We start from the raw sequence: 25,490 nt of genomic DNA on the forward strand, positions 1-25,490 counted from the left end.
GTTTGCGCAAGTCAGAAGCTGCTTCCCGGGTTCGGCGGTGTCACGTTCGCTGTGCCTGAGGGTTCATTTCTGTGAGCCTTGGCGATGGGATGGTGTGACCGATGGACGAGAATGAGTGGTTGGCCACGCGCTTCGAGCAGCACCGACCCCGGCTGCGGGCGGTGGCTTATCGAATGCTCGGTTCGTTGGCTGACGCGGACGACGCTGTTCAGGATGCCTGGCTACGGCTGAGCCGGTCCGACGCGGATCAGATCGACAACCTCGGCGGATGGTTGACCACTGTCGTCGCCCGGGAGTGCCTGCACATGTTGCGCTCTCGCCGACGCCGCCGGGAGGATCCGTTCGCCACGCACCTGCCCGACCTGGTTGTCATCCCGGACGGGGACCTCGACCCTGAGCAGGAGGCGTTGCTGGCCGACTCGGTGAGCTTGGCCCTGCTCGTCGTGCTCGACCAGCTCACTCCTGCTGAGCGGTTGGCGTTCGTGCTGCACGACATGTTCGACCTGCCCTTCGAGGAGATCGCCGGCATCTCGGGCCGCACCCCGGCCGCCGCGCGACAACTCGCCAGCCGGGCACGGCGCCGGGTGCACGGTGCCGAGATCCCTTCACCCGATCCGGATCTAGCGCGCCAGCGGCAGGTCGTCTGTGCCTTCTACGCGGCTGCGTGGACCGGTGACTTCGATGCTCTCGTGCAGGTCCTCGACCCCGACGTCGTCCTGCGCACCGACTTCGGCACCGCCAGGCCGGCGACCGTCGTTCGCGGCGCGGCGGCCGTGGCCAAGCAGGCCCGCGCCCCACGCGGTGGCCAACTGCGCCCCGCCCTGGTCAACGGCGCGATCGGAACGTTGATCAGCCGCGACGGGCAGCCGTTTTCTGTCATGGCCTTCACTGTCGCGGGCGACAAGATCGTCAGGATCGACGTTGTCCGCGACCCCGACCGCGTCCACCGCCTCGCGTCCGCCCTCCTGAACCAGGCGGAGCGAACAATGGGGTGAATGCCGAGCCCCACTCCACGAGCTGTGGGTCTGATGCCGCGTGACCGGACGGCGCAGCATCAGGCCAGGGACTCGAGATATTTCTGGGTTTCCCGCTTCTTGAAGTACTGCGCCCAGCCCGCCGGCTGCGCGTTGAACCCAGGTTCGCGGGCGGTGTGGTCGGCACCGTGCTCGACCAGCAGGCGCGCGATCGACAGCTCACCCGCTGCCGCCGCATGGTGCAAGGCGGTGGCGCCGGCGGCGGTGACACCGTTGACGCCGAAGCCAAGATCGATGAGCAGCCGGACCGTTGACCAGTTGCGGGCCTCGGCCATCCGCGTAACCAGGTCTGCATGCCGATCGCACAGCCCAGGGTCGGCGGACAGCATCGACCGCATCGTCGCTTCGTCGGCGGCCTCGGCGGCTTCTTCAAACTGCATTGTTTCCTCCTCGCGTGTGTGCACTCGTGCTTATGAGCCCAGCCGACGAGCCGATGTGACAGGGCGAGGTACTCGAACGAATCGTCATGGACTCGACTGGCCTGACGAAGACCGCCTGGCCTGTGGGGTCATCCATGAGTGGACGTGGCTCGGTCACGCCTGGTAGGCAGGCGGACGTGCGAATCGTCTCCCTGCTGCCTGCGGCCACGGATATCGTGGCCATGCTTGGCCTGACAGGGCAACTGGTCGGCCGTACCCACGAGTGTGACTGGCCGCCGAAGGCTCTGGCCGACATCCCGGCGGTGACCGCGACGTCCCTGCCTGAGACCCTGACGAGCCGGGAGATCTCGGCGGCGATCGCGGGTGACGCGCACCGAGGATCGTCGTTGTACCAGCTCGACGTCGCCACGTTGGAGGGGTTGAAGCCGGATCTGATCCTGACCCAGGATCTGTGCGACGTGTGTGCGGTCTCCTACGAGCGGGTCAACGACGCGGTTGGTCTGATTGATCTCGACACCACTGTGATGTCCCTGGAGGCGAGGACCATCGACGGGATCCTGGACACTGTCGATGCCGTGGCCGCGCTGACCGGCGCCGAGGGCAGGGCGGCGGAGATCCGAGCCGACGCCGAGCGTCGCCTCGCCGCGTTGCCGGGGCCGGTGCCCGGCGCGCCGACGGTGCTGTTCGTCGAGTGGCTCGACCCGTTGATGCCTGGCGGGCACTGGGTGCCGGAGCAAATCGCCTACGCGGGCGGGCGGTCGCTGCTGCTCGGGCCGGGCGCGCACAGCACTCCGCACCGGTGGTCGGTGGTGGCGGACCTGGCTCCCGAGGTGGTGGTGTTCGGGCCGTGCGGGTTCACGCCCGAGCGAACCTTCGACGAGCTGTCCGTGGCGACCGCGCAACCCGGTTGGGCGGACCTGCCCGCGGTGCGTGCCGGGCAGGTGTGGGTGGTCGATGGGCCTGCCTACTTCAACCGCCCCGGCCCGAGGGTCGTCGACGGCGCGGAGATCCTCGCCGCCATCCTCGCCGGCCGTCCCGACTCCCGCGCTCGGCGGGTGGCCCTCGACGTCGGCTGACGTTGCCGCGCCCGAGTGGCGGAGGCGGACCTCCGATGCCGATCGCCCGTTGCCCCCGGCATTCGCAACGCGCCGCACTGAGGGTCAGGCGCGTACCCCCGCTGTGCCGGCCAGGTCAACGATCCGGTCGGTCCAGCGGTCCAGCAGGGTCTGGTCGTGGGTGACGACCAGGACACCGGCCCGCTGGGTCCGCTGGTAGTCGCGGATGACGGCGGCGACGTGCGCCTGGGTCGAGGCGTCGAGCATCGCGGTGGCCTCGTCGCAGAGCAGATAGTCGGGGTGGTGTACGAGGGCCCGGGCGAGGCAGGCGCGTTGCAGTTGCCCGTCGGACACCGCGTGGGGGCGCCGGCTGCGCAGATCCGCTGTGAGGCCGACGAGGTCGGCGAGTTCGGCCACCCGTTCCCGGACCGCCGACTCGGGGGTCCGGGTGGCGCGCAGCGGTTCGGCGATCAGGTCGGTGAGGCTCAGTCGAGGGTCGGCGGCGGCGCGCGGGCTCTGGAAGAGGGCGGCCACGCGGGTCCGTAGGGCGACCGGCACGGCGTACCGGACGGCGTCGACAGCGGTGCCGTCGATCCTGACCCGGCCCCGATCGGGGCGGTGCAGCAGGGCCAGGACCCGGACCAGTGTCGACTTTCCGCAGCCGGACGGCCCGCGTAGTCCGACCGTCTCTCCCCGGCCGATCCGCAGTGTGACGCCGGCGAGGACGACCTGGTGGCCGTACCCGACGCTCACCTCGTCGGCGAGCAGGTGCTGCGCGCTGGTCACGTGGTGGCTCCGGTGGGGATCGGGTGGTGGCAGGCCACAGTGCCGCCACCGGTGACCGGTGTCGGCTGTGGTCGGTCCGCGCAGGTGTCGGTGCGACGTGGGCAGCGGGGCGCGAACGCGCACCCGGGGGGCAGCGCGGTGAGCATCGGCGGGTCGCCCGGCACCGGCCGGAAGGCCCGGTCCGGCAGGGCGTCGAGCAGCGCCGAGGCGTACGGGTGGGCCGGCGCGGTGAAGAGCTGGTCGGCGTCGCGGTGTTCCACGATGCGACTGGCGTACATCACGGCGACGGTGTCGGCGACCCGGCGTGCGGCGGCCAGGTCATGCGTGATGAGCACGACGGCCGCGCCGTTGTCGCACCGGCGGCGCAGGAGGTCGAGGGTGTGGTCCACCAGCGGCCGGTCCAGCCCGGTGGTGGGCTCGTCGGCGATGAGCAGCGACGGGTCGGGCGCCAGTGCGAGCGCGGTGGCCAGACGCTGTGCCATGCCACCGGACAGCTCGTGCGGGTAGCGGTCCAGGTCCGCCGGGTCGAGCCCGACATCGACAGCGAGCTGGTCGGCGTCGGCGCGGTCGCGGCCGTGCGCCCGCAGAGTCTCGGCGAGCAGTCGCCGTCCGGTGCGGACCGGGTTCAGGGCGGTGGCCGGGCTCTGCGGGACCAACCCGACCCGGCGCCCGCGTACCCGCCGGGCCAGCTGGCGTTGACCGCAGGTGACCAGGTCGACCGGGTCGGCGCCGGGGTGGCGCAGCACGGCGTGCCCGGTGGTCGTGGCGTTGCCCGGCAGGAGGCCGAGCAGGGCGTGGGCCAGGACGGACTTGCCGCAGCCGGACTCGCCCACGATGGCCAGCAGCTCGCCGGTCCGTACGGTGAGGCTGAGATCGCTGACCGCGCGCACACGGGCGTCGCGGAGCCGGAACTCGACGCCGAGGCCGTCGACGGCGAGCAGCGGCTGACTCGCGGCGGCGCGGGGCGGTGCCTCGACCGGAACGGATTCGGTGGTGGTCACAGGTGCAGCTCCGCTCGGATCCGGGGATCGAGGCGGTCGCGCCAGCGGGCGGCGAGGACCGCGATGGCGAGGGTGACGACGACGATGACCGCGCCCGGCGCCAGGCTGGCCCACCAGGCGCCGGTCAACAGCGGCCCCTGGCCGTCGTTGATCATGTTGCCCAGCGAGGCGAGGTGCGGCGGCAGGCCGAGGCCGAGGAACGACAGGGCGGTCTCGTGCCACACCGCGTGCGGGATCATCAGGGTGGTCGCCAGGGCCAGCCGGGGCAGGACGTGCGGCAGCAGGTGCCGGGTGAGGACCCGGACCCGGCCGGCTCCGCCGCTGATGGCGGCGTCGATGAACGGTCGGGTCCGAAGGCTCAACAACTCGGATCGGACGATGCGCGCGGTGGAGAGCCAGTGGGTGAGCCCGACGGAGGCGATCACGGCACCGAGGCTGGGACGCAGCATGGCGACGATGAAGATGCCCAGCAGCAGGTGCGGCATCGCGGCGATGGTGTCCACGACCCGCATCAGGATGCGGTCCACCCGGCCGCCGAGCGTGCCGGCGATCCCGCCCACCACGCCCCCGAGGACGGTGGCGACGAGCGCGGCGACCGCGCCGACGAGCAGCGAGACCCGCAGCCCGTAGACGGCGCGGTGCGCCACGTCGCGGCCCAGGTCGTCGGTGCCGGCGAGGTGGGTCCAGGACGGCGCCATCCGGGTCTGGTCGAGCGCGACAGCGCTCTGGTCCAGCGGCCAGACCAGCGGAGCGAACAGCGAGCCGGCGATGGCCACGAGCAGGATCAGGCCGGCCACGACGGCACCGGCCCGGCCGGGCCGCAGCCGCAGCCGCGACTGGGCCACCCGGAGCAGCGGCGTTCGGGCAGCGAGGTCAGCCATCGAGTCGTACCCTCGGGTCGGCGGCGGCGTAGGCGAGGTCGGTAGCGAGGTTCGCGGCCAGCACCACAGCTGTGGTGACCAGCGTGATCGCCGCCAGCAGCGGGAAGTCGCTGCCCATCGCGGCGGCGACGGTGACGGCGCCGAGGCCCGGCAGCGAGAAGACCGTCTCGACCAGCACCGCCCCGCCGACCAGCTCGGGCAGGTGGGTGCCGACCAGGGTGAGGAACGGCAGCAGCGCGGTCCGCAGCGCGTGCCCGAACAGCACCGTCCGACCGGGCAACCCGCGTGCCCGCGCCGCGAGCACGTGGTCGTCGCGCATGCTCTCCGCCACCGCGTCCCGGACGAACAGCACGAACCACGGTGCCTGGGACACGGCCAACACCCCGACCGGCAGGATCAGGTGGTGCGCCACATCGGACCAGGACGTGCCGGTCGCTGTGACGTCGGTGAGCCCGCCCGCCGGCAACCAGCCCAGGGCCAGCGCGAACACGGCGATCGCGGCCAGGCCCAGCCAGAAGACCGGCATCGACTGCACCGCGTACGCGGCCGCCCGCAACGCGCGGTCGAACAACTCACCCCGCCCGTACGCCGCCAGCGCGCCCAGCAGGAGGCTCGCGACCAGGACCAGGGCGAGGGCCACACCGATCAGGAGCAGCGTCCAGCCGGCCCGGGCGGCGAGCACCGAGGCGACCGGCTCGTGGCGGCTGGTCGACCAGCCCAGGTCGCCCTGGACCAGGTTGCTGATCCAGCGTAGGTACTGCACCGGCAGGGGGTCGTCGACGCCCCAGTTGGCGCGTAGCTGGGCCAGGTTCTCCTCGCTGGCGGTGAAGGCCGCCGCGCCCGCGTACTGCTTCGCGGGGTCGACCGGCGAGGCGGCACCGAGGGCGAACATTCCGACGCTGGTCGCGGCGAGCACCGGCACGGCGACGAGGAGCCGACGCCGGACCACCGCACCGGCCCCGGCCAGTCGACGGGAGCGGGTCACGACCGCGTCCAGGTGTCGATGTTCCACCAGAGGCTGTTCGCCACCCCGTGCTCGTGCGCCTCGACCCGCGGCGCCACGCCCTGAACCGAGGACTTCAGCACGTAGGTGTGCCGCAGGTAGGTGAGGAACAGCCACGGTACGTCGGCGGCCAACTGCCTCTGGAACTGCGCGTACGCGGCCTTGCGAAGGGCGGGGTCGATCTGGTCGCGGCCCTCCTGCAGGGCCCGGTCGGTCACCTCGGAGCGGTACGAACCGGGGTTGAAGTAGCCCTGGCCCGCGAACGTCGAGCCGAACAGCTTGTACGAGACAAAGTCCGGGTCGTACGGCGTGCCGTAGCCCATCAGCAGGGCGTCGGACGTCATCCGCGGGTCGATGGCGTCCCAGGTGAGCCCCGCCGGAGTGACAGCGATGCCGACCTTCTTCGCGTCGGCGGTGACGGCGAGTGCCAGGTCCTTGCGCAGCGTGTCGCCCGCCGGGTACATCAGCGTGAACCGGGCCGGTCGGCCGTCCTTGACGCGTACCCCGCCGGGGCCGGGGGTCCAGCCGGCCGCGTCGAGCAGCGCTCCGGCCGCCGTCGGGTCGGCGGTCGGCTTGCCGATGACCGACGGGTCGGCGAACTCGGAGGTCGGCGGGATCGGCCCGAACGCCGGTTCGCCGGCGCCGCCGAGGAGCCCGGTCACCATCGCGGCCCGGTCGACGGCCAGGTTGAGCGCCCGACGGATCGCCAGGTCGGCGAGGACCGCGTTGCCCGTCGGCAGCATCACGCCGCGGTAGTCGGCGGTCGCCACCCGCTGCACCCGGTACGTGTCGTCGGCGTCGAAACCGGAGGCCAGCTTCGGCGGCAACTCGGCGGCGTCGAACTCGCCGGCACGCATCCGCTGGGCGCGGACGTTGTCGTCGGCGACGAACGCGACCACCACCCGGTTGTTCTTCGGCCGGCCACCGAAGTAGCGCTCGTTGGCGGTGAGCACCAGGCGGTCGCCCGGCGTCCAGGAGTCAACCCGGTACGGCCCGGTCCCGATCGGCTTGCGGTTGAACCCGGCGGTGTTGATGTCCTGCCCGCTGAGCAGCTTCGCCGGCACGATGCCGAGGGTGAGCCGCTGCGGGAACGGCGCGTACGGGTAGCGCAGCCGGAACACGACGGTGGCCGCGTCGGGCGCGGTCACCGACTCCACCATGTCCAAATCGGAGCGGAGCGTCGAGTCGACAGTCGGATTCAGCACGGCCTGGTACGTGAAGACGACGTCCTGGGCGGTCAGCGCGCTGCCGTCGTGGAACTGCACGCCGTCGCGGAGCTTCGCGGTCACTGTGCGTCCATCGGGGGACAGCTCCGGCAACGCCGTGGCCAGACCCGCGACGAGGCGGTTGTCGGCGTCCCGGCTGACGAGGCCGTCGAAGATCAGCGAGGCGCCGTCGACGCCGTAGTTGAGCACCGGATTCAACGCGTCCGGCTCGTCGGACGTGGCGACGACCAGCGTCGCGCCGCCGGATGAGCCGTCGCGGGTGGCCGGGGCCGAGCAGCCGGCGAGGACGAGCATCCCCGCCGCCGCGGTCGACGCCGCGAGGCGTCGGAAGGTCGGACGCATCCGGGTCACAGAGGGCTCCTGTGGTGTGGGGAGGAATCGCTTGTCGGGTGGGCGCGGCGCCGCGCCCGTTGATCATCACGGTGGCACAGTTGCAAACCTTTGGCAATTACCAAAGGCGCGCAACACGTGATTGATGAGGAGCCATCCGTCGGTGGTGACGGTCACCGGTGAGCGGCTAGGGTTCCTGGATGTTCCGCGCTGTCGTGTTGATCGCTGCTGTGGTGCTCGCCGCGGATCAGCTCACCAAGTACTGGGCCGAGTCCGCGCTTTCCGGCGGCCAGAACATCACCGTTCTCGGTGACCTGCTGCAACTGCGACTCGTGTACAACCCGGGCGCCGCCTTCTCGATCGGCTCCGCGTACACCTGGATTTTCGCCGTGTTCGCGGCGGCGGCGGTGGTCGCGGTGACGGTCGTGGCGTGGCGGGTCACGTCGCGCGCCTGGGCCGTGGCGTTGGGCCTGGTGCTCGGCGGCGCGGTGACGCACCTGCTGGACCGACTCTTCCGGGAGCCGGGGTTCGCCCGCGGGCACGTGGTGGACTTCATCGACTACGCCGGGTTCTTCGTCGGCAACGTCGCCGACATCGCCCTGGTGGTCGGCGTGGGCATCATCATGCTGCTCAACGTGCGTGGCATTCCGCTGCGCGCGACGGCGGGCGAGACCCGCAGTGACGAGCAGGTGTCGTCGTCAGGCTCCTGAGCCGAGCAGGACGACCTCCAGCCGGCGCGGGCCGTGCACTCCCTCAACCCGGTTGAGCTCGATGTCGCTGGTCGCGGACGGGCCGGAGATCCAGGTCAGCGGGGCGCGCGGGTCCAGTCGGGTGAGCGCCTCCGGCAGCAGACCGACAACCTGGTCGGTGCGGACGACGCAGATGTGCCGGTCGGGCACCAGGGTGAGCGCGCGCCGCCCCTGCGCCGGGCCGGCGTCCAGGATGATGGTTCCCGTGTCAGCGACCACGACGGCGCAGCCGGTCAGGACCGCGTCCAGGTCGTCGAGCGCGGCCGCCGACAGCGGGGGCGCGTCGCGGTGCAGCTCTCCGGCGTAGCCGGCCAGCCAGTCGGCGGGGACGTCGATGGGGACGGCGAGCCGGTCGACCTCGCTGAGCAGCCGGGGGAGGGCGTCGATGCCCCGGTGGACGACCGCCCGGTAGTCCTCCAGGCGGTCGACCAGGGTCCCGATCAGGTCGGTGCGGTCGTCGACCCGTCGGTACCGGCGGGGCACCTCCACCGGCGGCGGGCTGTCGGCCAGCGCCGTCCGGAGCCGCGCCAGGATCTCGTCACGTGCGCTCACTGCTTACCCCACCATTCCCGGAAGGTCTGCGACGCGGGCAGCGGCAGGTCGCGCGACCGGGTCCACGCTGAGGCGGGCCAGGGCAGTCGCCGCAGCGTCCGAGCGCCGGTGCGCCGCTCACGGTACGCCCCGAGCGGGCCCGCGCTGGCCCGGGCCAGGCGCAGGGCGGCGGCCCACCGTCGGGGGCTGCGCATCACCCAGGACAGGACGCGCATGGTGGCCCGTTCGGCGGGCGGATGCGGTGCCTGCTGGCGGAGGTGGACAAGGATCTCCGGAATGTTGATCTTCACGGGGCACACGTCGTAGCAGGCGCCGCAGAGGGTCGACGCGTACGGCAGCGAGGCGTTGTCGGCCACGCCGGTCAGCTGCGGCGACAGGATCGCCCCGATCGGCCCCGGATACACCGAGCCGTACGCGTGCCCGCCGGCCCGCTCGTACACCGGGCAGACGTTGAGGCACGCGGAACAGCGGATGCAGGACAGTGCCGGCCGCCCGACCGGGTCGGCGAGCACCGCGGACCGACCATTGTCGACGAGCACGATGTGCACGTCCTGCGGGCCGTCGCCCAGGGTGACACCGGTCCACATCGAGGTGTACGGGTTCATCCGCTCGCCGGTCGAGGATCGCGGCAGCAGTTGCAGGAAGACCTCCAGGTCGGTGAAGGTCGGCAGCAGCTTCTCGACGCCGACGACGCTGATCAGCGTCTCGGGGAGGGTGAGGCACATGCGGCCGTTGCCCTCGGACTCCACCACCACGAGCGTGCCGGTGTCGGCGACGGCGAAGTTCGCGCCGGAAACGGCGACCCGGGCCGAGAGGAAACGTCGCCGCAGGTGCGCGCGGGCCGCCTCGGCCAGCGCGGCCGGTTCGTCGCTCAGGTCGGCCGGCGCGTCGGCCATGCGACGCTGGAAGATCTCCCGGATCTGGGCCCGGTTGTAGTGGATCGCCGGCACCAGGATGTGCGAGGGGGTGTCGTCGCCCAGCTGCACGATCAGTTCCGCCAGGTCGGTCTCGTACGCCGCGATCCCGGCGGCCTCCAGCGCCTCGTTGAGCTCGATCTCCTGGGTCGCCATCGACTTGACCTTCACGACCTCGTCGGCCCCGGCGGCCCGGGTCAACGCGACCACGATCCGGCACGCCTCGGCCGCGTCGCGGGCCCAGTGCACTGTGGCGCCGGCAGCGGTGGCGGACGCCTCGAACTGCTCCAGCAGCTCCGGCAACCGACGTTGGACGTCCGCCTTGATCGCCGAGCCGGCGTCGCGCAGGGCCTCCCAGTCGGGTACCTCGTCGACGACCCGGGCTCGCTTGGCCCGGATGGTGCGGGTGGCCCGGTGCAGGTTGGCCCGGAGTTGCGTGTCGGCGACGGCCGGCTTGGCGGCGGTGGGAAACGGCAGCGGCGTGCGGATCCGCCCGCCCCCGGTGGCGGGTGCGACCGGTGGGTTCATGAGGTGGCTCCCGTCTCGGCGAGAATCTCGGCGTAGTGCACGGCCCGTACGCCCGACCGGTGGCGGTCGAGGCCGCCGCCGATGTGCGCCAGGCAGGAGTTGTCGGCCGCGGCGAGCACCCGTGCGCCGGTGTCGCGGACCCGGGCGCACTTGTCGGTGAGCATCGCGGTGGAGACGTCCGGGTTCTTCAGGGCGAACGTGCCGCCGAAACCACAGCACTCCTCGGCGTCGCCCAGCTCGACCAGCTTGATTCCGCGCACCTGGCGCAGCAGGGTCAGCGGCCGGTCACCGAGGCGCAGCAGGCGCAGGCCGTGGCAGGTCGGGTGGTAGGTGACCGTCTCCCGGAACTCGGCGCCGACGTCGGTGACGCCGAGAACGTCGACGAGCAACTCGGACAGCTCGTACGTGCGGGCGGCCACCGAGGTGGCGGGCGGGTGCAGGCTCGGGTACTGGTCGCGGATCATCGCGGTGCACGACCCGGACGGCGCGACGATGGCGTCGTAGGAGTCGAAGACGTCGACGTAGTTGCGCACCATCGGCATGGCCTCGGCCCGGTAACCCGTGTTGGCGTGCATCTGCCCGCAACAGGTCTGCTCGGCGGGGAACTCGACGGTGTGGCCGAGTCGCCGCAGGATGCGGGTGACCGCGATGCCGGTGGCCGGGAACGCGAGGTCGTTGACGCAGGTGATGAAGAGGGCGATCCGCATGGCGGCTCCTCGGAGGTGTGGGGGTGGGTCACGCCGAGTCGCGCGGTGTTCTGGGGCTGGAGAGCTGGTCGAAGGCGGGCAGGTGACGCTCCCGGGCGGCGCTGAGGTGGGCGCGCATCGCCTCGGTGGCGGCTGCCGCGTCCCCGGCGACGATGGCGGCGGCGATGCGCTGGTGCTCGGTGTTGGTGTCCGGCGCGCCGGCGACCGGGAAGTACAGCCGGTGCAGGTGCAGGTGTGAGTGCAGCCGCGTGATGGTGTCCCGCAGCAGAGGGCTGCCGGAGACCTCGGCGATCAGGTCGTGGAACTTCGCGTCCAGCGCGGTGAAGGCGGCGTGTCGGCGATAGCCGTCGCCGGCCTCCACGTCGATGCTCGCCGCCGCCTCGGTGCTGATCCGTTGGCGGGCTTCGGCGGAGGCGTGCGTGGCGGCCCGTCCGGCGGTGGCGCCCTCCAGCAGTTGGCGGACGTCGAACAGGTCGTCGAACTCGGCGCGGCTCAGCAGCGGCGTGGTGGTGTAGCCGGAGAGCGGGCGTTTACGGACCAGGCCGTCGGCCTCCAGCCGGGCGAGGGCCTCGCGGACCGGGGTGGGGGAGACGTCCAGCTCCCGGGCCAGCGCGTCGATGTTGACCCGTTCGCCGGGGGGAAGGATGTGGTCCATGACCAGCGTCTTTATCGACTCGTAGACGTCCTCGGTGAGGGTGAGTCGACGGGCGGGACGGAGTCGACCCTCGCGAGGTTCCTGCTGGGCCATCTCGTCTCCTCAGCAACCCCTTGACTGTGCCGGTGTGAGCGAGTACACACTAGCAAAGCAACATCCTATAGGAAATAGGTTCCCTCGCCACCGTCTCGCCACCACCACCCCCGAGGAGACGAACATGTCGCGCAGAATGCTGTCCCGAATCGGCTCCGGCCTGACCGTCGTGGCCCTCGCCACGACCACTGTGGCCTGCACGAAGAAGAGCGACACCACCGACGCCGAAGCCGGTGGCCGGGAACCGGCGCAGGTCAAGGTCGCGCTCGTACCCGGCGGCTCGCATCCGTACTTCCAGCCCTGGAAGGACGCCGGGGCCAAGGCCAAGACGGAGCTGGCTCTCGGCGACGTCACCTTCAACGAGACCGCGGGCTGGGACCAGACCAAGCAGAACGACGTGCTCAAGTCCCTGGCAGCGCAGGGCTACAACGCCTTCGGCGTCTTCGGCGTCTCGCCGGACAACATCAACTCCACCTTCGAGGACCTCAAGCGGCAGGGCTTCCCCGTCGGCTCGCTTGCCTCCTGCCCGGCCGGGGCCAACAAGGCCGACTTCTGTCTCTCCACCGACGTGGAGGTCGCCGCCTACAAGGGCGCCAAGGCTGCCATCGACGCGATGGGCGGTCAGGGCAACCTGGTGCACCTGACCGGAAACAAGGTCGACTCCAACACCCAGCGCCGGATCGCGGGCGTGGAGAAGGCGGTCGCCGAAACCGGCGGCAAGGTGACACTGCTCCAGAGCGTCACCGACATCGACAAGGATCTGCAGAGCGCGCAGAGGGCCGTGGCCGACCTGCTCGCCGCGAAGGGCCGCCAGATCCAGGCGATCGTGAACACCGCCTACAACCCGGCGGTCGCCTCGGCCGAGGGGGTCCGCCAGTCGAAGCTGCCCATCAAGGTCATCGCCATCGACGACGACCCGACGGTCCTCGACGGGCTGCGCGGCGGCTCGGTGGCCGCCACCGTCCTGCAGAACCCGGTCGGTCAGGCCCAGGTCGGCTCGTACGCCCTGATGAAGCTCAGCGGCGGCTGCACCATGGCCGAGCCCGGAGTGACAATCGACTCGGGCTCGTTCGTGGTGACCACTGACAACCTGGACGGCTACGAGGCCGACCGCACCGCCACCACCGAGGCACTGCGCAAGAAGTTCGACGGCGACCTGCTCAAGTGCAGCTGATGTCGACAATCACCGGGGCCGAGGCGTACCTCGTCGACATTCCCGTCGAGACCGTCCGCACCGACGCGGTACAGGCGTTCCTCAAACAGGAGACGCTCTTCGTCGAAGTGCGCACGGCCGACGGCGGGCACGGCACGGGGTACGCGTACACGATCGGGACCGGCGGCACGGCGGTGCTCGCGCTGCTGCGCGACTACCTGCTGCCGCACCTGGTCGGCCGGGATGCCGCCCGGGTGGAGGCGGTCTGGCGGGACCTGCACGCCGCCACCCGCGCCACAGCGGTCGGGGCCATCACCTCGTTGGCGCTCGCCGCGATCGACACCGCGCTGTGGGACCTGCGCGCCCGCGCCGCCGACCTGCCGCTGTGGGTGCTCGCCGGCGGCGCGAAGGACCGCATCCCGTTGTACGACACCGAGGGTGGCTGGCTGCACCTCACCGAGGACGAGCTGGTCGCCGGCGCGAAGGCGTCCCAGGCGGCCGGCTGGCCCGGCGTCAAGCTGAAGGTCGGCAAGCCCAACCCGGCCGAGGACGCCGCTCGCATAGGCGCGGTCCGGGCGGCCCTCGGCGACCACTTCGACGTGATGGTCGACGCCAACCAGTCGCTGACCGCCGCCGAGGCGATCCGTCGGGCCCGGCTGCTCGAACCGCACCAGCTCGCCTGGTTCGAGGAGCCGTTGCCCGCCGACGACGTAGCCGGGCACGAGCTGCTGGCCCGCGCGACGAGCATCCCGGTCGCGGTCGGAGAGTCGATGTACTCGATCGGCCAGTTCGCCGAGTACCTACGCCGGCAGGCGGCCGGCGTCGTCCAGGTCGACGTCGCGCGCATCGGTGGCATCACCCCGTGGCTCAAGGTGGCGCACCTGGCCGAGGCGTGCAACGTGGTGGTCTGCCCGCACTTCCTGATGGAACTGCACGTGAGCCTCTGCGCGGCCGTGCCGAACAGCCGCTACGTCGAGCACATCCCGCAACTGCGCGCGATCACCCGGACCGAGATCGCGATCGTCGACGGCCACGCGCTCGCCCCCGGCGAGCCGGGCCTCGGCATCGACTGGGACCGCGACGCGATCGAGGACAGGAGGGTGGCGTGAAGACGGAAACAGCGCCGGAGGCGCCGGCGGTGCCTCCGGCCGCGGAGCCCAGGCCGCCGGCCAGGGCCCTGCCGGTCTGGGCGAACCCCCGGCTCGGCCTGCTCATCGTCATCGCCGTGCTGGTCGTCCTCTTCTCGTCGCTCACCCCCGCGTTCCTCGACCCCCGCCTCACCCTGGCACCGCTGCAGGCCGACATCAGCGTGTACGTCGTGGTCGGTCTCGCCCAGCTCGCCGTGCTCTCGCTCGGGCACATGAACATGGCAGTGGGCCGGATGGCCGCGCTGTCCACCTTCGCGATGGGCCTGGCCTACGACCGGCTCGGCGTCCCACTGCTGGTCGGACTGCTCGTGGGTCTCGCCGTCGGGGCGGGCATCGGCGCGCTCGCCGGCCTGCTCATCGCCAAGACCGGCGTGAACTCCTTCGTGGTCACCCTCGCGCTCGACTTCGGGCTGCTGGGCCTGGTCACGATCCTCTACACCTGGGCGACCGGCGGGGTGTCGTTCGCGGTGCAGCCGAGTGGGCTCTCCGCCCTGCGCTTCGACACCTTCGCCGACTACTGCATGGGCGAGGTCTGCGGGCCCCGCATCCCGCTGGTCCTGCCGATCGCGGTCGCCGCGGCGCTCGGTGTGGGGCTGCTGTTCCGGCACGCCCGGCTGGGCCGGGAGATCCTGATGACCGGCTCCAACACGGTCGCCGCCGAGCTGTCCGGCATCCCCACGCACCGCCGGGTCGTCGCCGCGCACGCGTTGAGCGGGCTGCTCGCCGCACTGGCCGGGTTCCTGCTCGCCGCCAACAACGGCGCCTTCTCCGCCAACATCGGGGAGTCGTTCCTGCTGCCGTCGTTCCTGGCCCCGGTGCTCGGTGGGACGCTGCTCGCCGGTGGTGCGGTCAGCGTCCTCGGCACCGCGCTCGGCGCGACCCTCACCCAGGTCATCTACAAGGGCCTCAACCTGCTCCAGTTCTCCCTGGAGGAGCTGAAGCTCTACATCGGACTCGTGTTGCTCGCGGCGTTGTCGCTGGACCGGCTACGGGCCGTGCTCGCCGAGCGAAGGGCGGTGTCATCATCATGAGGAGCGTGATCCGCACCAACGAGTTCACCCTCGCGGTGATCGCGGCGCTCGGGTTCGCGGCACTCGCTGTCGCCACCGACTTCAACCTGCTCACCGCCGGCACCCTGGACGCCTTTCTGCGCTTCCTCGCCCTGCCGATCGTCATCGGCCTGGCCCAGATGGTGGTGCTCGCCGTCGGTCAGATGAACCTCTCGGTGGGTGTGCTCACCGGGTTCTGCGCGGTGGCATCGGGCTGGCTGATGGTCGACGCGGGGCTGCCCGCCCCGGTCGCGGTGCTCGCCGCGCTTGTCCTCGGCGCTGTCGTCGGGCTGGTCAACGGCCTGTTGGTGATCTTCACCCGGATCAACGGGTTCATCGTCACCCTCGCCACCATGACGATCCTCGAAGGGCTGCGGTACGGGGTGAACGGCACCGGCACCTACCAGGGCTACTCGCCCGGCCTGCGCGAGTTCGGGCAGGCGTCAGTGGCCGGCGTACCAGTGGTCTTCCTGCTGGCGGTCGCGATCGCTGTCGCGGTCGCCCTCTTCTTCCGGCGCACAGTGCCCGGACGGCACCTGCTCGCCTCCGGCGGCAACCCGTTCGCCGCCCGGCTGTCGGGCATCTCCAACGACCGGGCGCTGGTGCTGGCCCACACCCTGTCGGGGCTGCTGGCCGGCTTCGCCGCGGTGATCGTGGTGGCCGCCTTCGGCTCGGTGAACGCCTCGATCGGCGACGACCTGTTGCTGCCCAGCTTCGCCGCGCCGATCATCGGCGGGGTGGCCCTGGCCGGCGGCATGATCAGCGTGACCGGCACGGTGCTCGCCGCCTTCCTGGTGCGGCTGGTCGACGTGAGCCAGTCGCAGTTCGACATCAACCGACGGTGGGTGGATCTCATCATCGGCGCTGTCGTCCTCGGCGCCGTGCTGCTCGGTCAGTTCCGCGACAAGCTCTCCGGAGGTCCACGATGAGCGTCGTGCTGTCCGCCGAGAAACTGGTCAAGACGTTCCCCGGGGTACGCGCCCTGGACGAGGCGACGCTGTCCCTGACCGCCGGCAGCGTGCACGCGCTGCTCGGCGAGAACGGCGCCGGCAAGAGCACCCTGATCAAGATCCTGACCGGGGTGTACCGACCGGACGGTGGGCAGTTGCGGCTGCCCGGGCCCGACGGCGAGCTGCGCGCGGTGCAGCTGGGCAACCCGCAGGACGCCCAGCGGGCCGGCATCGGTGTCGTGCACCAGGAGCGGAACCTGATCCCGGCGTTCAGCGTCGCCGAGAACATCTGCCTGCAACACCTGCCCCGCCGCGCCGGCCTGCTCGACCGGGCGGCGCTGCGTACCGAGGCCCGCCGTTGCCTCGACCTGCTCGACCTCGACCTGGACCCCGACCTGCCGGTGTCGCGGCTGTCGGTGGCCCAGCTGCAACTGGTGGAGATCGCCAAGGCGTTGTCGGCGGATTCGACAGTGCTGCTGCTCGACGAACCGACCGCGTCGCTGACCAACGACGAGGCCGACCGGCTCTACGGCATCGTTCGTCGCCTGTCCGAGCGGGGCCACGCCACAGTGCTGGTCAGCCACAAACTGGAGGAGGTCTTCGCGGTCGCCGACACGGTGACAGTGCTGCGCGACGGGCGCAGCGTCGCCGAGGCGGAACCCCTCGCCGACCACAGCCGCGAGGAGATCGTCGACCTGATGGTCGGCCGGGCGTACCAGCAGGTGCACCTCGCCCCCCGGACCGTCGCGGCGGATGTCGAACCGGCGCTGGCCCTCGATGCCGTCGCCACCACCGCCGGCCACCACGACGTCAGCCTCGCCGTCCGCCCCGGTGAGATCGTCGGCCTGTACGGGCTGGTCGGCGCCGGCCGCAGCGAGCTGGCCAAGGCGCTGCTCGGCCTCGACCAGATCACCGCCGGGGAGGTGCGGGTACACGGCCGTCCGGCCCGGATCCGGGACGTGGGCGATGCCCTGCACCGGTACCGGATCGGCTACGTCACCGAGAACCGCAAGGAGGAGGGCCTCTTCCTGGACCAGGCCGTGGCCCGCAACACGGCCGTGACGGTGTGGCGCAAGCTGGCCCGGCTCGGGCTGGTCCGGGACCGGGCGGAGCGGTCCCTGGTCGACGAGTACGCCGATCGGCTGGGCATCCGACTCGCCTCGCCCGACCAGCACGCCGGTCAGCTCTCCGGCGGCAACCAGCAGAAGGTCAGCCTGGCCAAGTGGCTGGCGGCCGACTGCGACGTGCTCATCATCGACGAGCCCACCGTCGGCATCGACGTACGCACCAAGGCCGCCTTCCACGAGTTGATCGCTGGCCTGGCCGCGCGGGGAATGGCCATCCTTCTGATCTCGTCGGACCTGCCGGAGATGGTCACCCTCGCCGACCGGATCGCCGTGATGCGGGAGTTCGCCATTGTTGGTGAACTGGACAACGACCACGACTACGACCGGATGAGTCAGTCGGTGATCCGGTTCATCCACGACGGGCAGGGGGTCGTCGCGTGAAGGCCACCGAACCAGTGACACTTGGGCGTACCGACGTGGTGGTGACCCGGCTCGGGCTGGGCCTCGCCCCGATCGGCGGAATGTTCGACGCCGTCGGTGACGAGGTCGCCCACGCCACGGTGGAGGCGGCCTGGGATCTGGGGCTCCGCTATTTCGACACCGCCCCGCTCTACGGCTGCGGCCTCTCCGAGCGGCGCGCCGGGGCGGTCCTCGCCGGCAAGCCGCGCGACGCGTTCACAGTCTCCACAAAGGTGGGTCGGCTGCTCGTCCCCGACGGTGGTGACCGGCAGGAGTTCTGGGCCGAGACGACCAACCTCACGCCGCGGTTCGACTTCTCCGTCGCCGGGGTACGTCGTTCCCACGCGGAGAGCCTGGCCCGGTTGGGGCTGAACCGGATCGACATCGCGCACATCCACGACCCGGACGACCACCTCGCCGAGGCGGTCGCCGGGGCGTACCCGACGTTGGCGCAGTTGCGGGAGGCCGGCGAGATCGGCGCGGTCAGCGCCGGGATGAACCAGGCCCCGGCGCTGGTCGAGCTGGCCCACGCGGGCGACTTCGACTGCTTCATGCTCGCCGGCCGGTACACGCTGCTCGACCAGTCCGGCCTCGACGAGCTGCTGCCGCTGGCTCATGCGAAGGGGATCGCGATCATCGCCGCCGGGGTCTACAACTCGGGCCTGCTGGCCGACCCGACACCGGGCGCCCACTACGACTACGCCCCGGCCGAGCAGCGGCTGCTCGACCGGGCCACAGCGATCCGGTCCGTGTGCGAGCGGCACGGCGTACCGCTGCGGGCCGCGGCGATCCAGTTTCCGCTCGGGCACCCGGCCGTCGCCAGCGTGGTGGTCGGCGCCCGGGACCCGGAGCAGATCGCCGACAACGTGGCGATGTTCGAGTGGGACGTGCCCGGCGCCCTCTGGGCCGATCTCAAGGCCGAAGGTCTGCTGCCGAGCGAGGTGCCGACGCCGTGATCATTGACGCGCACCACCACCTGTGGACCGCCGACTACCAGTGGCTCGCCGCACCCGGCCTGGAGGCGATCCGGCGCGACTACACCATCGCCGACCTCGTACCCCAGCTGGACGAGGCCGGGGTGACGGCGACCGTGCTGGTCGAGGCGGGCCGCTGCGACGCCGAGGAGAGCGCCGAGTTTCTGGCCCACGCCGCCACCACGCCCCGGATCGCCGGCGTGGTGGGCTGGGCGTCGCTCACCGACCCGGCGATCGCCGCCACCCTCGCCGGCTACCGCGAGCTGCCCGGCGCGACGAAGCTGGTCGGGCTCCGCGACCAGGTGCAGGGCGTCGCCGACCCCGGGCACCTGGCCCGCCCCGACGTCCGCGCCGCCCTCGCGGCGATCGGGGCCGCCGGCCTCACCTTCGACCTGGTCGTCCACGTCGGACAGTTGACCAGCTGCGCCGAGGCGGCGCGGGCCACGCCGGGCACCACCTTCGTCCTCGACCACCTGGGCAAGCCGAGGATCGCCACCGCCGGCCTTGCCGAGTGGCGCACAGCGGTACGCGACCTGGCCGGCTGCGACAACGTCGTCGCGAAGCTCTCCGGCCTGCTCACCGAGGCCGGCCCCGGGTGGCGGGTGGCCGACATCCGGCCGTACGTCGACACCGCGCTGGAGCTGTTCGGCCCGCACCGGCTGATGGCCGGCTCGGACTGGCCCGTCTGTGACCTCGTCGCCTCGTACGCCGAGGCGTGGACGGCGATCGACGCCAGCCTGGGGGAGCTGTCGGCCACCGAGCGGGCAGACGTCCTGGCCGGCACCGCAATTCGTACCTATGCACTGGAGGTTGGTTCGTGAGATTCATGCGCGTCGGGCCCGTGGGACGGGAACGCCCCGTGCTGTACGTCGATGGGCGGCACTTCGATCTCTCGTCGCTCACCGCCGACATTGACGGCGAGTTCCTCGCCGGCGACGGCGTCCGCCGGGTCCGCGAGGCCACCGACCTGCCCGAGATCGACGTCACCGGTCAGCGGGTCGGCGCACCGATCGCCCGGCCCGGCGTGGTGCTCTGCGTGGGGCAGAACTACGCCGCGCACGCTGCCGAGTCGGGCGCCACGCCACCGACCGACCCGATCATCTTCTACAAGGCGCCCAACACCGTCGTCGGCCCGTACGACGAGGTCCTGATCCCGCGCGGATCGACGAAGACCGACTGGGAGGTGGAGCTGGCGGTGGTGATCGGCCGGACGGCCCGCTACCTCGCCTCACCGGCCGACGCCCTCGGGCACATCGCCGGGTACGTGCTGTCCAACGACGTCTCCGAGCGGGACTTCCAACTCGCGGTCTCCGGCGGCCAGTGGTCGAAGGGCAAGTCCTGCGAGACGTTCCAACCGCTCGGCCCGTGGCTGGTCACCGCCGACGAGATCGGCGACCCGCAGGCGCTGCGGCTGCGTTCCTGGGTCAACGGCGAGCCCCGCCAGGACTCCAGCACCAAAGACATGATCTTCGACGTGGCGTACCTGATCTGGCACCTGTCCCAGTACACCGTCCTGGACCCGGGCGACGTCGTCAACACCGGCACTCCGCAGGGGGTGGCGCTCTCCGGTCGGTTCCCGTACCTGGCTGTCGGCGACGTGATGGAGGTCGAGATCGACGGCCTCGGCCGGCAGCGCAACACGCTCCGGGACGCCTGATGGCGGTGATCACCTCGGTCGACACGTACGACGTCCGGTTCCCGACCTCGCGGGATCTCGACGGCTCCGACGCGATGAACCCCGACCCCGACTACTCGGCCGCGTACCTGGTGCTGAGCACCGACGACGGCCCGGACGGGCACGGATTCACCTTCACCATCGGGCGGGGCAACGACGTCTGCCGGGCCGCCATCGACGCGCTGGTGCCGTACGTGGTCGGCCTCGACCCGGACACCGTGGACCTCGGCGTGTTCGCCCGCTCGCTCACCCAGGACTCCCAGCTGCGCTGGCTCGGCCCGGAGAAGGGCGTGATGCACCTGGCCGCCGCAGCGGTCATCAACGCGATGTGGGACCTGGTCGCCAAGAGAGCGGGCAAGCCGGTCTGGCGCTACCTGGCCGACCTCAGCCCCGAGCAGATCGTCGACCTGGTCGACTGGCGCTACCTCACCGACGCCCTCACCCCCGACGAGGCGCTGGAGATCCTGCGCGCCGCCGAGCCGGGCCGGGCCGACCGGATCGCCCGACTGACCGAGCGGGGCTACCCCGCGTACACCACGTCACCCGGCTGGCTCGGCTACTCCGACGACAAGGTGGTCCGGCTGGCGCGGCAGGCCGTGGCCGACGGGTTCACGCAGATCAAGCTGAAGGTGGGCGCGGACGCCGCCGACGACGTGCGCCGCCTGAAGATCGCCCGCGAGGCGGTCGGCCCGCAGATCCGGATAGCGCTCGACGCCAACCAACGCTGGGACGTCGCCGAGGCGGTCGAGCGGATGCGGGAGCTGGCGCCGTACGACCCGTGGTGGATCGAGGAGCCGACCAGCCCCGACGACGTGCTCGCCCACGCGGCGATCCGTTCCGCCCTGGCCACCAGCGCACCCGACGGCGGGCCGATCCGGGTCGCCACCGGCGAGCACGTCGCGAACCGGGTCGTGTTCAAACAGCTGCTCCAGGCCGACGCCGTCGACGTCGTGCAGATCGACGCCTGCCGGGTGGGCGGCGTGAACGAGAACGTCGCCATCCTGCTGCTGGCCATGAAGTACGGGGTGCCGGTGTGCCCGCACGCCGGGGGAGTGGGCCTGTGCGAGCTGGTGCAGCACCTGTCGATGTTCGACTTCGTGGCGGTGTCCGGTTCGATGCGCGACCGGGTTGTCGAGTACGTCGACCACCTGCACGAGCACTTCCTCGATCCGGTGGTGATCAAGGACGGGCACTACGTGGCACCCAGCGCCCCCGGGTTCTCCGCCGCGATGCGTCCGGAGAGCCTCGCCACGTACGCGTACCCCGACGGGCCGGCATGGGTCTGACGAACCTCGACATGCACTACCGCACGGCCTCATCGACGGCGGTGCGTCACCTCAGCGGACCACTCGGAAGGGGAGAGCAGTATGCGGTGTGACGGTCTCGTGGCGGTGGTGACCGGAGGTGGATCGGGAATCGGCCTCGCCTGCGTGCGGGCGTTCGCCGCCGCCGGCGCCCGGGTGGGTGTCCTGGACCTGGAACTGGCCGGGTTGCCGGAGGACCCCGGCGTACTCGGCGTCCGGGCGGACGTGGCCGACCGGTCCTCCCTCAGCGCGGCCGTCGCCTCGGTCGCGGCGGCGTTCGGCGGCATCGACATCCTGGTGAACAACGCCGGCATCTCGGCCGTGGGCACCGTGGAGGAGGACGACGACGAGCAGTGGAGCCGGGTACTCAACGTCAACGTCTCCGGGGTGGCCCGAACCAGCGCCGTCGCCCTGCCGTACCTGCGCCGGTCGTCGTCCGCGGCGATCGTCAACATCTCCTCGATCGCAGCGACCGTCGGCCTGCCCCGACGCGCCCTGTACTCGGCGTCGAAGGGTGCCGTGCACGCCCTCACCCTCGCCATGGCCGCCGACCTGGTGACGGAGGGCGTCCGGGTCAACTGTGTCGCCCCGGGCACCGTCGACACGCCCTGGGTGGCCCGCCTGCTCGCTGGCGCGGCCGACCCGACGGCCGAGAAGCGGCAGCTGGCGTCCCGGCAGCCGACCGGTCGCCTGGTGACCGCCGACGAGGTGGCCGCCGCCGTCGTCTACCTCGCCTCGCCCGCGACCGGGTCGGTGACCGGTTCGTCGCTGCCGGTGGACGGCGGCATGTCCGGCCTGCGCCTGCCCGCCCCGGTCCCGCCCGCGGCCGGTACTGCCGAACCGGGCGCGTGACATGATTGCGGAATGGGGAAACAGCAGGACGTCGGCGAGGCCGACCGTCACAGCGGGTCCGGCACCACCGCCCACCGTCCGATCGGTGGCAGCGCTGACGCTCGGCTCGCGCTCGCTCAGGACCCCACAACGCCACAAATGACCCTTATCGACCTGGCGTCTGATCCGTCGGTCCTGGTCCGCAAGGCGGTCGCCTCACGGGCCGACGCACCCGCGCAGGCTCTGCGACCGCTCACCCGCGACCATGATCGTCAGGTCCGGGAGGCCGTGGCGAGGAACCCCTCCACCTCGATCGCCAACCTCATGCGCCTGGTCAAGGACGCCGACCGGTGGGTCCGCTGGGCGGTCGCCGGCAACCCGGCCTGTGACGAGTCGATCCGCCAGGTCATGTCGCAGACCTCGGACAAGGAGCTTCGCGGTCTCCTCGCGGAGAGTCGTGAGCTGGAGCCGGAGCTGGCCGCCAAGCTGATCGACGACGTGTCACCCGAGGTACGGGAACGACTCGCCACGCACACCCACGACCCCGACGTGATCAACGCCCTGCTGGCCGATCGCACCGCACGCGTACGCAAGGGGGTTGCCCGCAACCCGCGGACCACCGCCGAGCAGCGCAGCGCGCTCGCCGCGGACCCGGTGGTCGACGTCCGTGCCGCGCTGGTGCGGGCCGTCGAGCTGGACGAGGCGGACCTGGCCCGCCTGGTCGACGACCGCGCGGTGCAGGTCCGACTGGCGATGGCGACGTCCGAGTTCGTTCCGCCGCACATCCGGCAGGCGCTCGCTCGCGATGCCGACGAGATGGTGGCCAGCGCGGCACGGGACTACCGCCCCGGCGCCGGCAACGCCTCCGCCGTGCGGGCACCCCGCATCGCGCACCGGCCCTCCGCCCAGGCGGGCCGATCGGGTGGCGGCACCGCCCAGTAGGACCACGCTCGCGCGTCACCGCTCCGTCGAGCGGCGGATGCGCCAGCGAACGTTATGACTCACAGCTATAAATATGCCTGTGAGTCATAACGCTGTTCGGGGTGTCCGCTCCCACGACGACGACCGTGCGGGTTCGTGAGGCCAGCTGCGTCTGAGCATGATCCCAGCACCGCTCACCATCTCGATCAAAGCCGAGTGATGAGTTGTCGCGTCCGCGCCCGTCATACCTACGACAGGACATGACGAGGCGGAAGGATGACGTGATGAGTGCGGACACGCGGCTGGAGGAGCTGGGCGTGAGCGGTCTGGGCGAGGTCGACGAGCCGGCGTTCTCGGGGCTGGCGCAGCGGCACCGGCGGGAACTGCACGTGCACTGCTACCGGATGCTCGGGTCGTTCGAGGACGCCGAGGACGCCGTGCAGGAGACGTTCCTGCGTGCCTGGCGGCGACGGGAGACGTTCGAGGGGCGGTCGACGTTCCGGGCCTGGCTGTACCGGATCGCCACCAACGCCTGCCTGGACCTGCTCGCCAAGCGCCGCCCGGAGCCGGCGACCGGCGGCGAGGTGCTGTGGTTGCAGCCCTACCCGGACCGGCTGCTCGACGAGCTGCCCGCTGGCGACGCGGACGAGCCGGAGACCGTCGCCGTCGCGCGGGAGACGATCGAGCTGGCGTACCTGGTGGCGGTCCAGCATCTCGCGCCGCGTCCGCGGGCCGTGCTGATCCTGCGGGACGTGCTCGGCTGGCCGGCGAAGGACGTCGCGGAGCTGCTCGGGGACTCGGTCAACTCGGTCAACAGTGCCCTGCAGCGGGCTCGGGCCGGCATGCGGGAGCACCTGCCCGCCGAGCGGCAGGACTGGACCGGCGGCGAGGAGGACGCCGGCACGCGCGAGCTGGTGCGCCGCTTCACCGACGCCAGTGTGGCCACGAACGTCGACGTGCTCGCTGGCCTGCTGCGGGACGACGTCCGCTGCTCGATGCCGCCCACGCCGGGCCTGTACGTCGGCCGCGACGCGGTGGTGAACAGCTGGGTCGAGGATGGCTTCGAGGGCATGACGGGCCTGCGCGCGGTCCCCACCTCGGTGAACCGCCAGCCCGCTGTCGCCTTCTACCACTGGCGCAAGCAGGAGGGCGCGTACCTGCCGCTGACGATCGACGTCCTGCGCGTCACCGGCGGCAAAATCACCGAGGTATTCACCTTCCACGACGACCAGTTCCCGCGGCTCGGGCTGCCGGAGCGCCTGCCAGCGGACGGCACGGAGTAGTCCGGTGTGGACGCTCACGCTGCGCGGTGGCGCGCGTGCCGCGGTGGTCACGGCGCAGTGGTACGACGCATTCGGGGTGGTGACCCGTGGGCGGGTGCAACTGGAGCTGCGCGACGGCGAGCCCGGGCCGGTCCTCGGACGCGATGCCGGGTTCTGGCTGCGCGGCACCGGCGTCCGCGCGCTGCGCAACCCCGGCCGTCGCACGGCGAGAGTGCGTGTCTTCACGCCCGGTGCCGCCACACGCCAGTCAACACATCCGGTACGACAGCCACCAGTTGAGGGAGACGACATGAACAGCATGAAGGACACCGAGATCGTCGCCGGCCCGGCATCGGGCCGACCCAACTACACCCACCGATTCCGTGGGCTCGCCGGCACCGGCCTGATTGCCACGCTCGCGGCGATGGTGAGCACCACCCTCGCCGCCGTGTTGGCCCGGGCCGCTGGCGTCGATTTCGAGATCCCCGATGGTGGCGAGACGATTCCGATGTCCGGGATCGCCGTGGTGACCGGCTTCTTCTCGGTCGTGGGCGTCGTCATCGCCGTGGCTCTGCTCCGGTGGAGCGCTCGACCCGCCGACCGGTTCACCTGGACGGCAGTGACGCTGACCGCGCTCTCGCTGGTCCCGGCCCTCATCTCGGGGGCGAACGCGGCCACCATCACCGCTCTCCTCGGGCTGCACCTCGTCGCTGCGGCGGTGATGATCCCCGTCCTGGCACGCAGCCTCCGTGCCCGGACCGACTGACGGATGACGACAGGAGGGCCGGCCCGACGGGCCGGCC

Annotated in this window: 26 protein-coding genes; 16 read left to right on the plus strand and 10 right to left on the minus strand. The window is 71.5% G+C overall.

What is annotated here, in order from left to right:
* Window positions 1–101 precede the first annotated feature (101 nt).
* Window positions 102–995, plus strand: a complete 894-nt coding sequence (locus tag FB453_RS30480; protein WP_145795736.1) for a sigma-70 family RNA polymerase sigma factor — start codon at window positions 102–104, stop codon at window positions 993–995.
* A gap of 59 nt (window positions 996–1,054) precedes the next feature.
* Here the strand turns inward: FB453_RS30480 and FB453_RS30485 are convergent, their stop codons facing one another.
* The gene (locus FB453_RS30485; protein WP_145795738.1) at window positions 1,055–1,414 is read right to left on the minus strand and encodes an ankyrin repeat domain-containing protein; all 360 of its coding nucleotides are present in this window, start codon (window positions 1,412–1,414) and stop codon (window positions 1,055–1,057) included.
* A gap of 134 nt (window positions 1,415–1,548) precedes the next feature.
* Here FB453_RS30485 and FB453_RS30490 point away from each other — a divergent pair, with 134 nt between their 5' ends.
* Window positions 1,549–2,490 carry an ABC transporter substrate-binding protein gene (locus tag FB453_RS30490; protein WP_486480528.1) on the plus strand — a complete coding sequence of 314 codons (942 nt, stop codon included), beginning with the start codon at window positions 1,549–1,551 and terminating at the stop codon, window positions 2,488–2,490.
* Between the two features lie 84 nt (window positions 2,491–2,574).
* On the opposite strand, the gene FB453_RS30495 is transcribed toward FB453_RS30490, so the two are convergent.
* Genes FB453_RS30495 through FB453_RS35185 form a run of 5 tightly spaced genes read right to left on the minus strand, consistent with a single transcriptional unit; the run spans window position 2,575 to window position 7,708 of the window.
* Window positions 2,575–3,255, minus strand: a complete 681-nt coding sequence (locus tag FB453_RS30495) for an ATP-binding cassette domain-containing protein (protein ID WP_186718655.1) — start codon at window positions 3,253–3,255, stop codon at window positions 2,575–2,577.
* Complete coding sequence (locus FB453_RS30500; RefSeq protein WP_145795742.1) at window positions 3,252–4,256, minus strand: ABC transporter ATP-binding protein; 1,005 nt, start codon at window positions 4,254–4,256, stop codon at window positions 3,252–3,254. The genes FB453_RS30495 and FB453_RS30500 overlap by 4 nt, the downstream gene beginning before the upstream one ends.
* Complete coding sequence (locus FB453_RS30505; RefSeq protein ID WP_145795745.1) at window positions 4,253–5,137, minus strand: ABC transporter permease; 885 nt, start codon at window positions 5,135–5,137, stop codon at window positions 4,253–4,255. The genes FB453_RS30500 and FB453_RS30505 overlap by 4 nt, the downstream gene beginning before the upstream one ends.
* A complete protein-coding gene (locus FB453_RS30510) occupies window positions 5,130–6,149 on the minus strand; it encodes an ABC transporter permease (protein WP_486480529.1) in 1,020 nt (339 codons plus the stop codon). The genes FB453_RS30505 and FB453_RS30510 overlap by 8 nt, the downstream gene beginning before the upstream one ends.
* A complete protein-coding gene (locus FB453_RS35185) occupies window positions 6,119–7,708 on the minus strand; it encodes an ABC transporter substrate-binding protein (protein WP_145795913.1) in 1,590 nt (529 codons plus the stop codon). Before FB453_RS35185 ends, FB453_RS30510 begins: the two co-directional genes overlap by 31 nt.
* Before the next feature lie 188 nt (window positions 7,709–7,896).
* Between FB453_RS35185 and lspA the strand changes: the two genes are divergently transcribed.
* The gene (gene lspA / locus FB453_RS30520) at window positions 7,897–8,406 is read left to right on the plus strand and encodes a signal peptidase II (RefSeq protein WP_145795747.1); all 510 of its coding nucleotides are present in this window, start codon (window positions 7,897–7,899) and stop codon (window positions 8,404–8,406) included.
* On the opposite strand, the gene FB453_RS30525 is transcribed toward lspA, so the two are convergent.
* Genes FB453_RS30525 through FB453_RS30540 form a run of 4 tightly spaced genes read right to left on the minus strand, consistent with a single transcriptional unit; the run spans window position 8,395 to window position 11,894 of the window.
* On the minus strand, window positions 8,395–8,997 hold the full coding sequence (locus FB453_RS30525; RefSeq protein WP_145795749.1) for an LUD domain-containing protein: 603 nt from the start codon (window positions 8,995–8,997) through the stop codon (window positions 8,395–8,397). The genes lspA and FB453_RS30525 overlap by 12 nt on opposite strands.
* Window positions 8,994–10,439, minus strand: coding sequence for a LutB/LldF family L-lactate oxidation iron-sulfur protein (locus tag FB453_RS30530; protein ID WP_145795751.1), 1,446 nt, complete (start codon window positions 10,437–10,439; stop codon window positions 8,994–8,996). The genes FB453_RS30525 and FB453_RS30530 overlap by 4 nt, the downstream gene beginning before the upstream one ends.
* A complete protein-coding gene (locus tag FB453_RS30535; protein ID WP_112734732.1) occupies window positions 10,436–11,146 on the minus strand; it encodes a (Fe-S)-binding protein in 711 nt (236 codons plus the stop codon). Before FB453_RS30535 ends, FB453_RS30530 begins: the two co-directional genes overlap by 4 nt.
* A gap of 28 nt (window positions 11,147–11,174) precedes the next feature.
* Window positions 11,175–11,894, minus strand: a complete 720-nt coding sequence (locus tag FB453_RS30540; protein WP_145795753.1) for a GntR family transcriptional regulator — start codon at window positions 11,892–11,894, stop codon at window positions 11,175–11,177.
* A gap of 124 nt (window positions 11,895–12,018) precedes the next feature.
* Here FB453_RS30540 and FB453_RS30545 point away from each other — a divergent pair, with 124 nt between their 5' ends.
* The 13 genes from FB453_RS30545 to FB453_RS35190 all read left to right on the plus strand — a co-directional run bounded on the left by FB453_RS30545 (window position 12,019) and on the right by FB453_RS35190 (window position 25,453).
* Entirely contained in the window at window positions 12,019–13,068 is a 1,050-nt protein-coding gene (locus FB453_RS30545; RefSeq protein ID WP_181518577.1) for a sugar ABC transporter substrate-binding protein, read from the plus strand.
* Window positions 13,068–14,156, plus strand: a complete 1,089-nt coding sequence (locus FB453_RS30550; RefSeq protein WP_145795755.1) for a mandelate racemase/muconate lactonizing enzyme family protein — start codon at window positions 13,068–13,070, stop codon at window positions 14,154–14,156. The genes FB453_RS30545 and FB453_RS30550 overlap by 1 nt, the downstream gene beginning before the upstream one ends.
* Entirely contained in the window at window positions 14,153–15,226 is a 1,074-nt protein-coding gene (locus FB453_RS30555) for an ABC transporter permease (protein ID WP_222431435.1), read from the plus strand. Before FB453_RS30550 ends, FB453_RS30555 begins: the two co-directional genes overlap by 4 nt.
* A gap of 5 nt (window positions 15,227–15,231) precedes the next feature.
* Window positions 15,232–16,173: an ABC transporter permease gene (locus tag FB453_RS30560; RefSeq protein WP_186718659.1), complete on the plus strand. Its 942-nt coding sequence runs from the start codon at window positions 15,232–15,234 to the stop codon at window positions 16,171–16,173.
* Window positions 16,170–17,702: a sugar ABC transporter ATP-binding protein gene (locus tag FB453_RS30565; RefSeq protein ID WP_145795759.1), complete on the plus strand. Its 1,533-nt coding sequence runs from the start codon at window positions 16,170–16,172 to the stop codon at window positions 17,700–17,702. The genes FB453_RS30560 and FB453_RS30565 overlap by 4 nt, the downstream gene beginning before the upstream one ends.
* A complete protein-coding gene (locus FB453_RS30570; RefSeq protein ID WP_145795761.1) occupies window positions 17,699–18,676 on the plus strand; it encodes an aldo/keto reductase in 978 nt (325 codons plus the stop codon). Before FB453_RS30565 ends, FB453_RS30570 begins: the two co-directional genes overlap by 4 nt.
* Window positions 18,673–19,515, plus strand: a complete 843-nt coding sequence (locus tag FB453_RS30575; protein ID WP_145795763.1) for an amidohydrolase family protein — start codon at window positions 18,673–18,675, stop codon at window positions 19,513–19,515. Before FB453_RS30570 ends, FB453_RS30575 begins: the two co-directional genes overlap by 4 nt.
* Window positions 19,512–20,351: a fumarylacetoacetate hydrolase family protein gene (locus FB453_RS30580; protein ID WP_112699682.1), complete on the plus strand. Its 840-nt coding sequence runs from the start codon at window positions 19,512–19,514 to the stop codon at window positions 20,349–20,351. The genes FB453_RS30575 and FB453_RS30580 overlap by 4 nt, the downstream gene beginning before the upstream one ends.
* Entirely contained in the window at window positions 20,351–21,655 is a 1,305-nt protein-coding gene (locus FB453_RS30585; protein WP_145795765.1) for an L-fuconate dehydratase, read from the plus strand. The genes FB453_RS30580 and FB453_RS30585 overlap by 1 nt, the downstream gene beginning before the upstream one ends.
* A gap of 81 nt (window positions 21,656–21,736) precedes the next feature.
* On the plus strand, window positions 21,737–22,525 hold the full coding sequence (locus FB453_RS30590; RefSeq protein ID WP_145795767.1) for an SDR family oxidoreductase: 789 nt from the start codon (window positions 21,737–21,739) through the stop codon (window positions 22,523–22,525).
* Window positions 22,526–22,537: 12 nt separating this feature from the next.
* A complete protein-coding gene (locus FB453_RS30595; protein ID WP_145795769.1) occupies window positions 22,538–23,446 on the plus strand; it encodes a hypothetical protein in 909 nt (302 codons plus the stop codon).
* Between the two features lie 260 nt (window positions 23,447–23,706).
* Window positions 23,707–24,708, plus strand: coding sequence for an RNA polymerase subunit sigma-70 (locus FB453_RS30600; protein ID WP_486480531.1), 1,002 nt, complete (start codon window positions 23,707–23,709; stop codon window positions 24,706–24,708).
* 4 nt (window positions 24,709–24,712) lie between these two features.
* Window positions 24,713–25,453 (plus strand): DUF6069 family protein, encoded by a 741-nt coding sequence (locus tag FB453_RS35190; protein ID WP_145795774.1) that lies wholly within the window; start codon window positions 24,713–24,715, stop codon window positions 25,451–25,453.
* The last annotated feature ends 37 nt before the right edge of the window (window positions 25,454–25,490 follow it).

The organism is Micromonospora sp. CNZ322 (assembly GCF_007827755.1).

Bases quoted from the DNA above. Each gene is read 5' to 3' on its own strand.
- FB453_RS30535 (WP_112734732.1), bottom strand. From the start codon at position 11,146: ATGCGGATCGCCCTCTTCATCACCTGCGTCAACGACCTCGCGTTCCCG.
- FB453_RS30595 (WP_145795769.1), top strand. From the start codon at position 22,538: ATGGGGAAACAGCAGGACGTCGGCGAGGCCGACCGTCACAGCGGGTCC.
- FB453_RS30540 (WP_145795753.1), bottom strand. From the start codon at position 11,894: ATGGCCCAGCAGGAACCTCGCGAGGGTCGACTCCGTCCCGCCCGTCGA.
- FB453_RS30480 (WP_145795736.1), top strand. From the start codon at position 102: ATGGACGAGAATGAGTGGTTGGCCACGCGCTTCGAGCAGCACCGACCC.
- FB453_RS30530 (WP_145795751.1), bottom strand. From the start codon at position 10,439: ATGAACCCACCGGTCGCACCCGCCACCGGGGGCGGGCGGATCCGCACG.
- FB453_RS30585 (WP_145795765.1), top strand. From the start codon at position 20,351: ATGGCGGTGATCACCTCGGTCGACACGTACGACGTCCGGTTCCCGACC.
- FB453_RS30590 (WP_145795767.1), top strand. From the start codon at position 21,737: ATGCGGTGTGACGGTCTCGTGGCGGTGGTGACCGGAGGTGGATCGGGA.
- FB453_RS30550 (WP_145795755.1), top strand. From the start codon at position 13,068: ATGTCGACAATCACCGGGGCCGAGGCGTACCTCGTCGACATTCCCGTC.
- FB453_RS30565 (WP_145795759.1), top strand. From the start codon at position 16,170: ATGAGCGTCGTGCTGTCCGCCGAGAAACTGGTCAAGACGTTCCCCGGG.
- lspA (WP_145795747.1), top strand. From the start codon at position 7,897: ATGTTCCGCGCTGTCGTGTTGATCGCTGCTGTGGTGCTCGCCGCGGAT.
- FB453_RS30505 (WP_145795745.1), bottom strand. From the start codon at position 5,137: ATGGCTGACCTCGCTGCCCGAACGCCGCTGCTCCGGGTGGCCCAGTCG.
- FB453_RS30485 (WP_145795738.1), bottom strand. From the start codon at position 1,414: ATGCAGTTTGAAGAAGCCGCCGAGGCCGCCGACGAAGCGACGATGCGG.
- FB453_RS35185 (WP_145795913.1), bottom strand. From the start codon at position 7,708: ATGCGTCCGACCTTCCGACGCCTCGCGGCGTCGACCGCGGCGGCGGGG.
- FB453_RS30545 (WP_181518577.1), top strand. From the start codon at position 12,019: ATGTCGCGCAGAATGCTGTCCCGAATCGGCTCCGGCCTGACCGTCGTG.
- FB453_RS30490 (WP_486480528.1), top strand. From the start codon at position 1,549: ATGAGTGGACGTGGCTCGGTCACGCCTGGTAGGCAGGCGGACGTGCGA.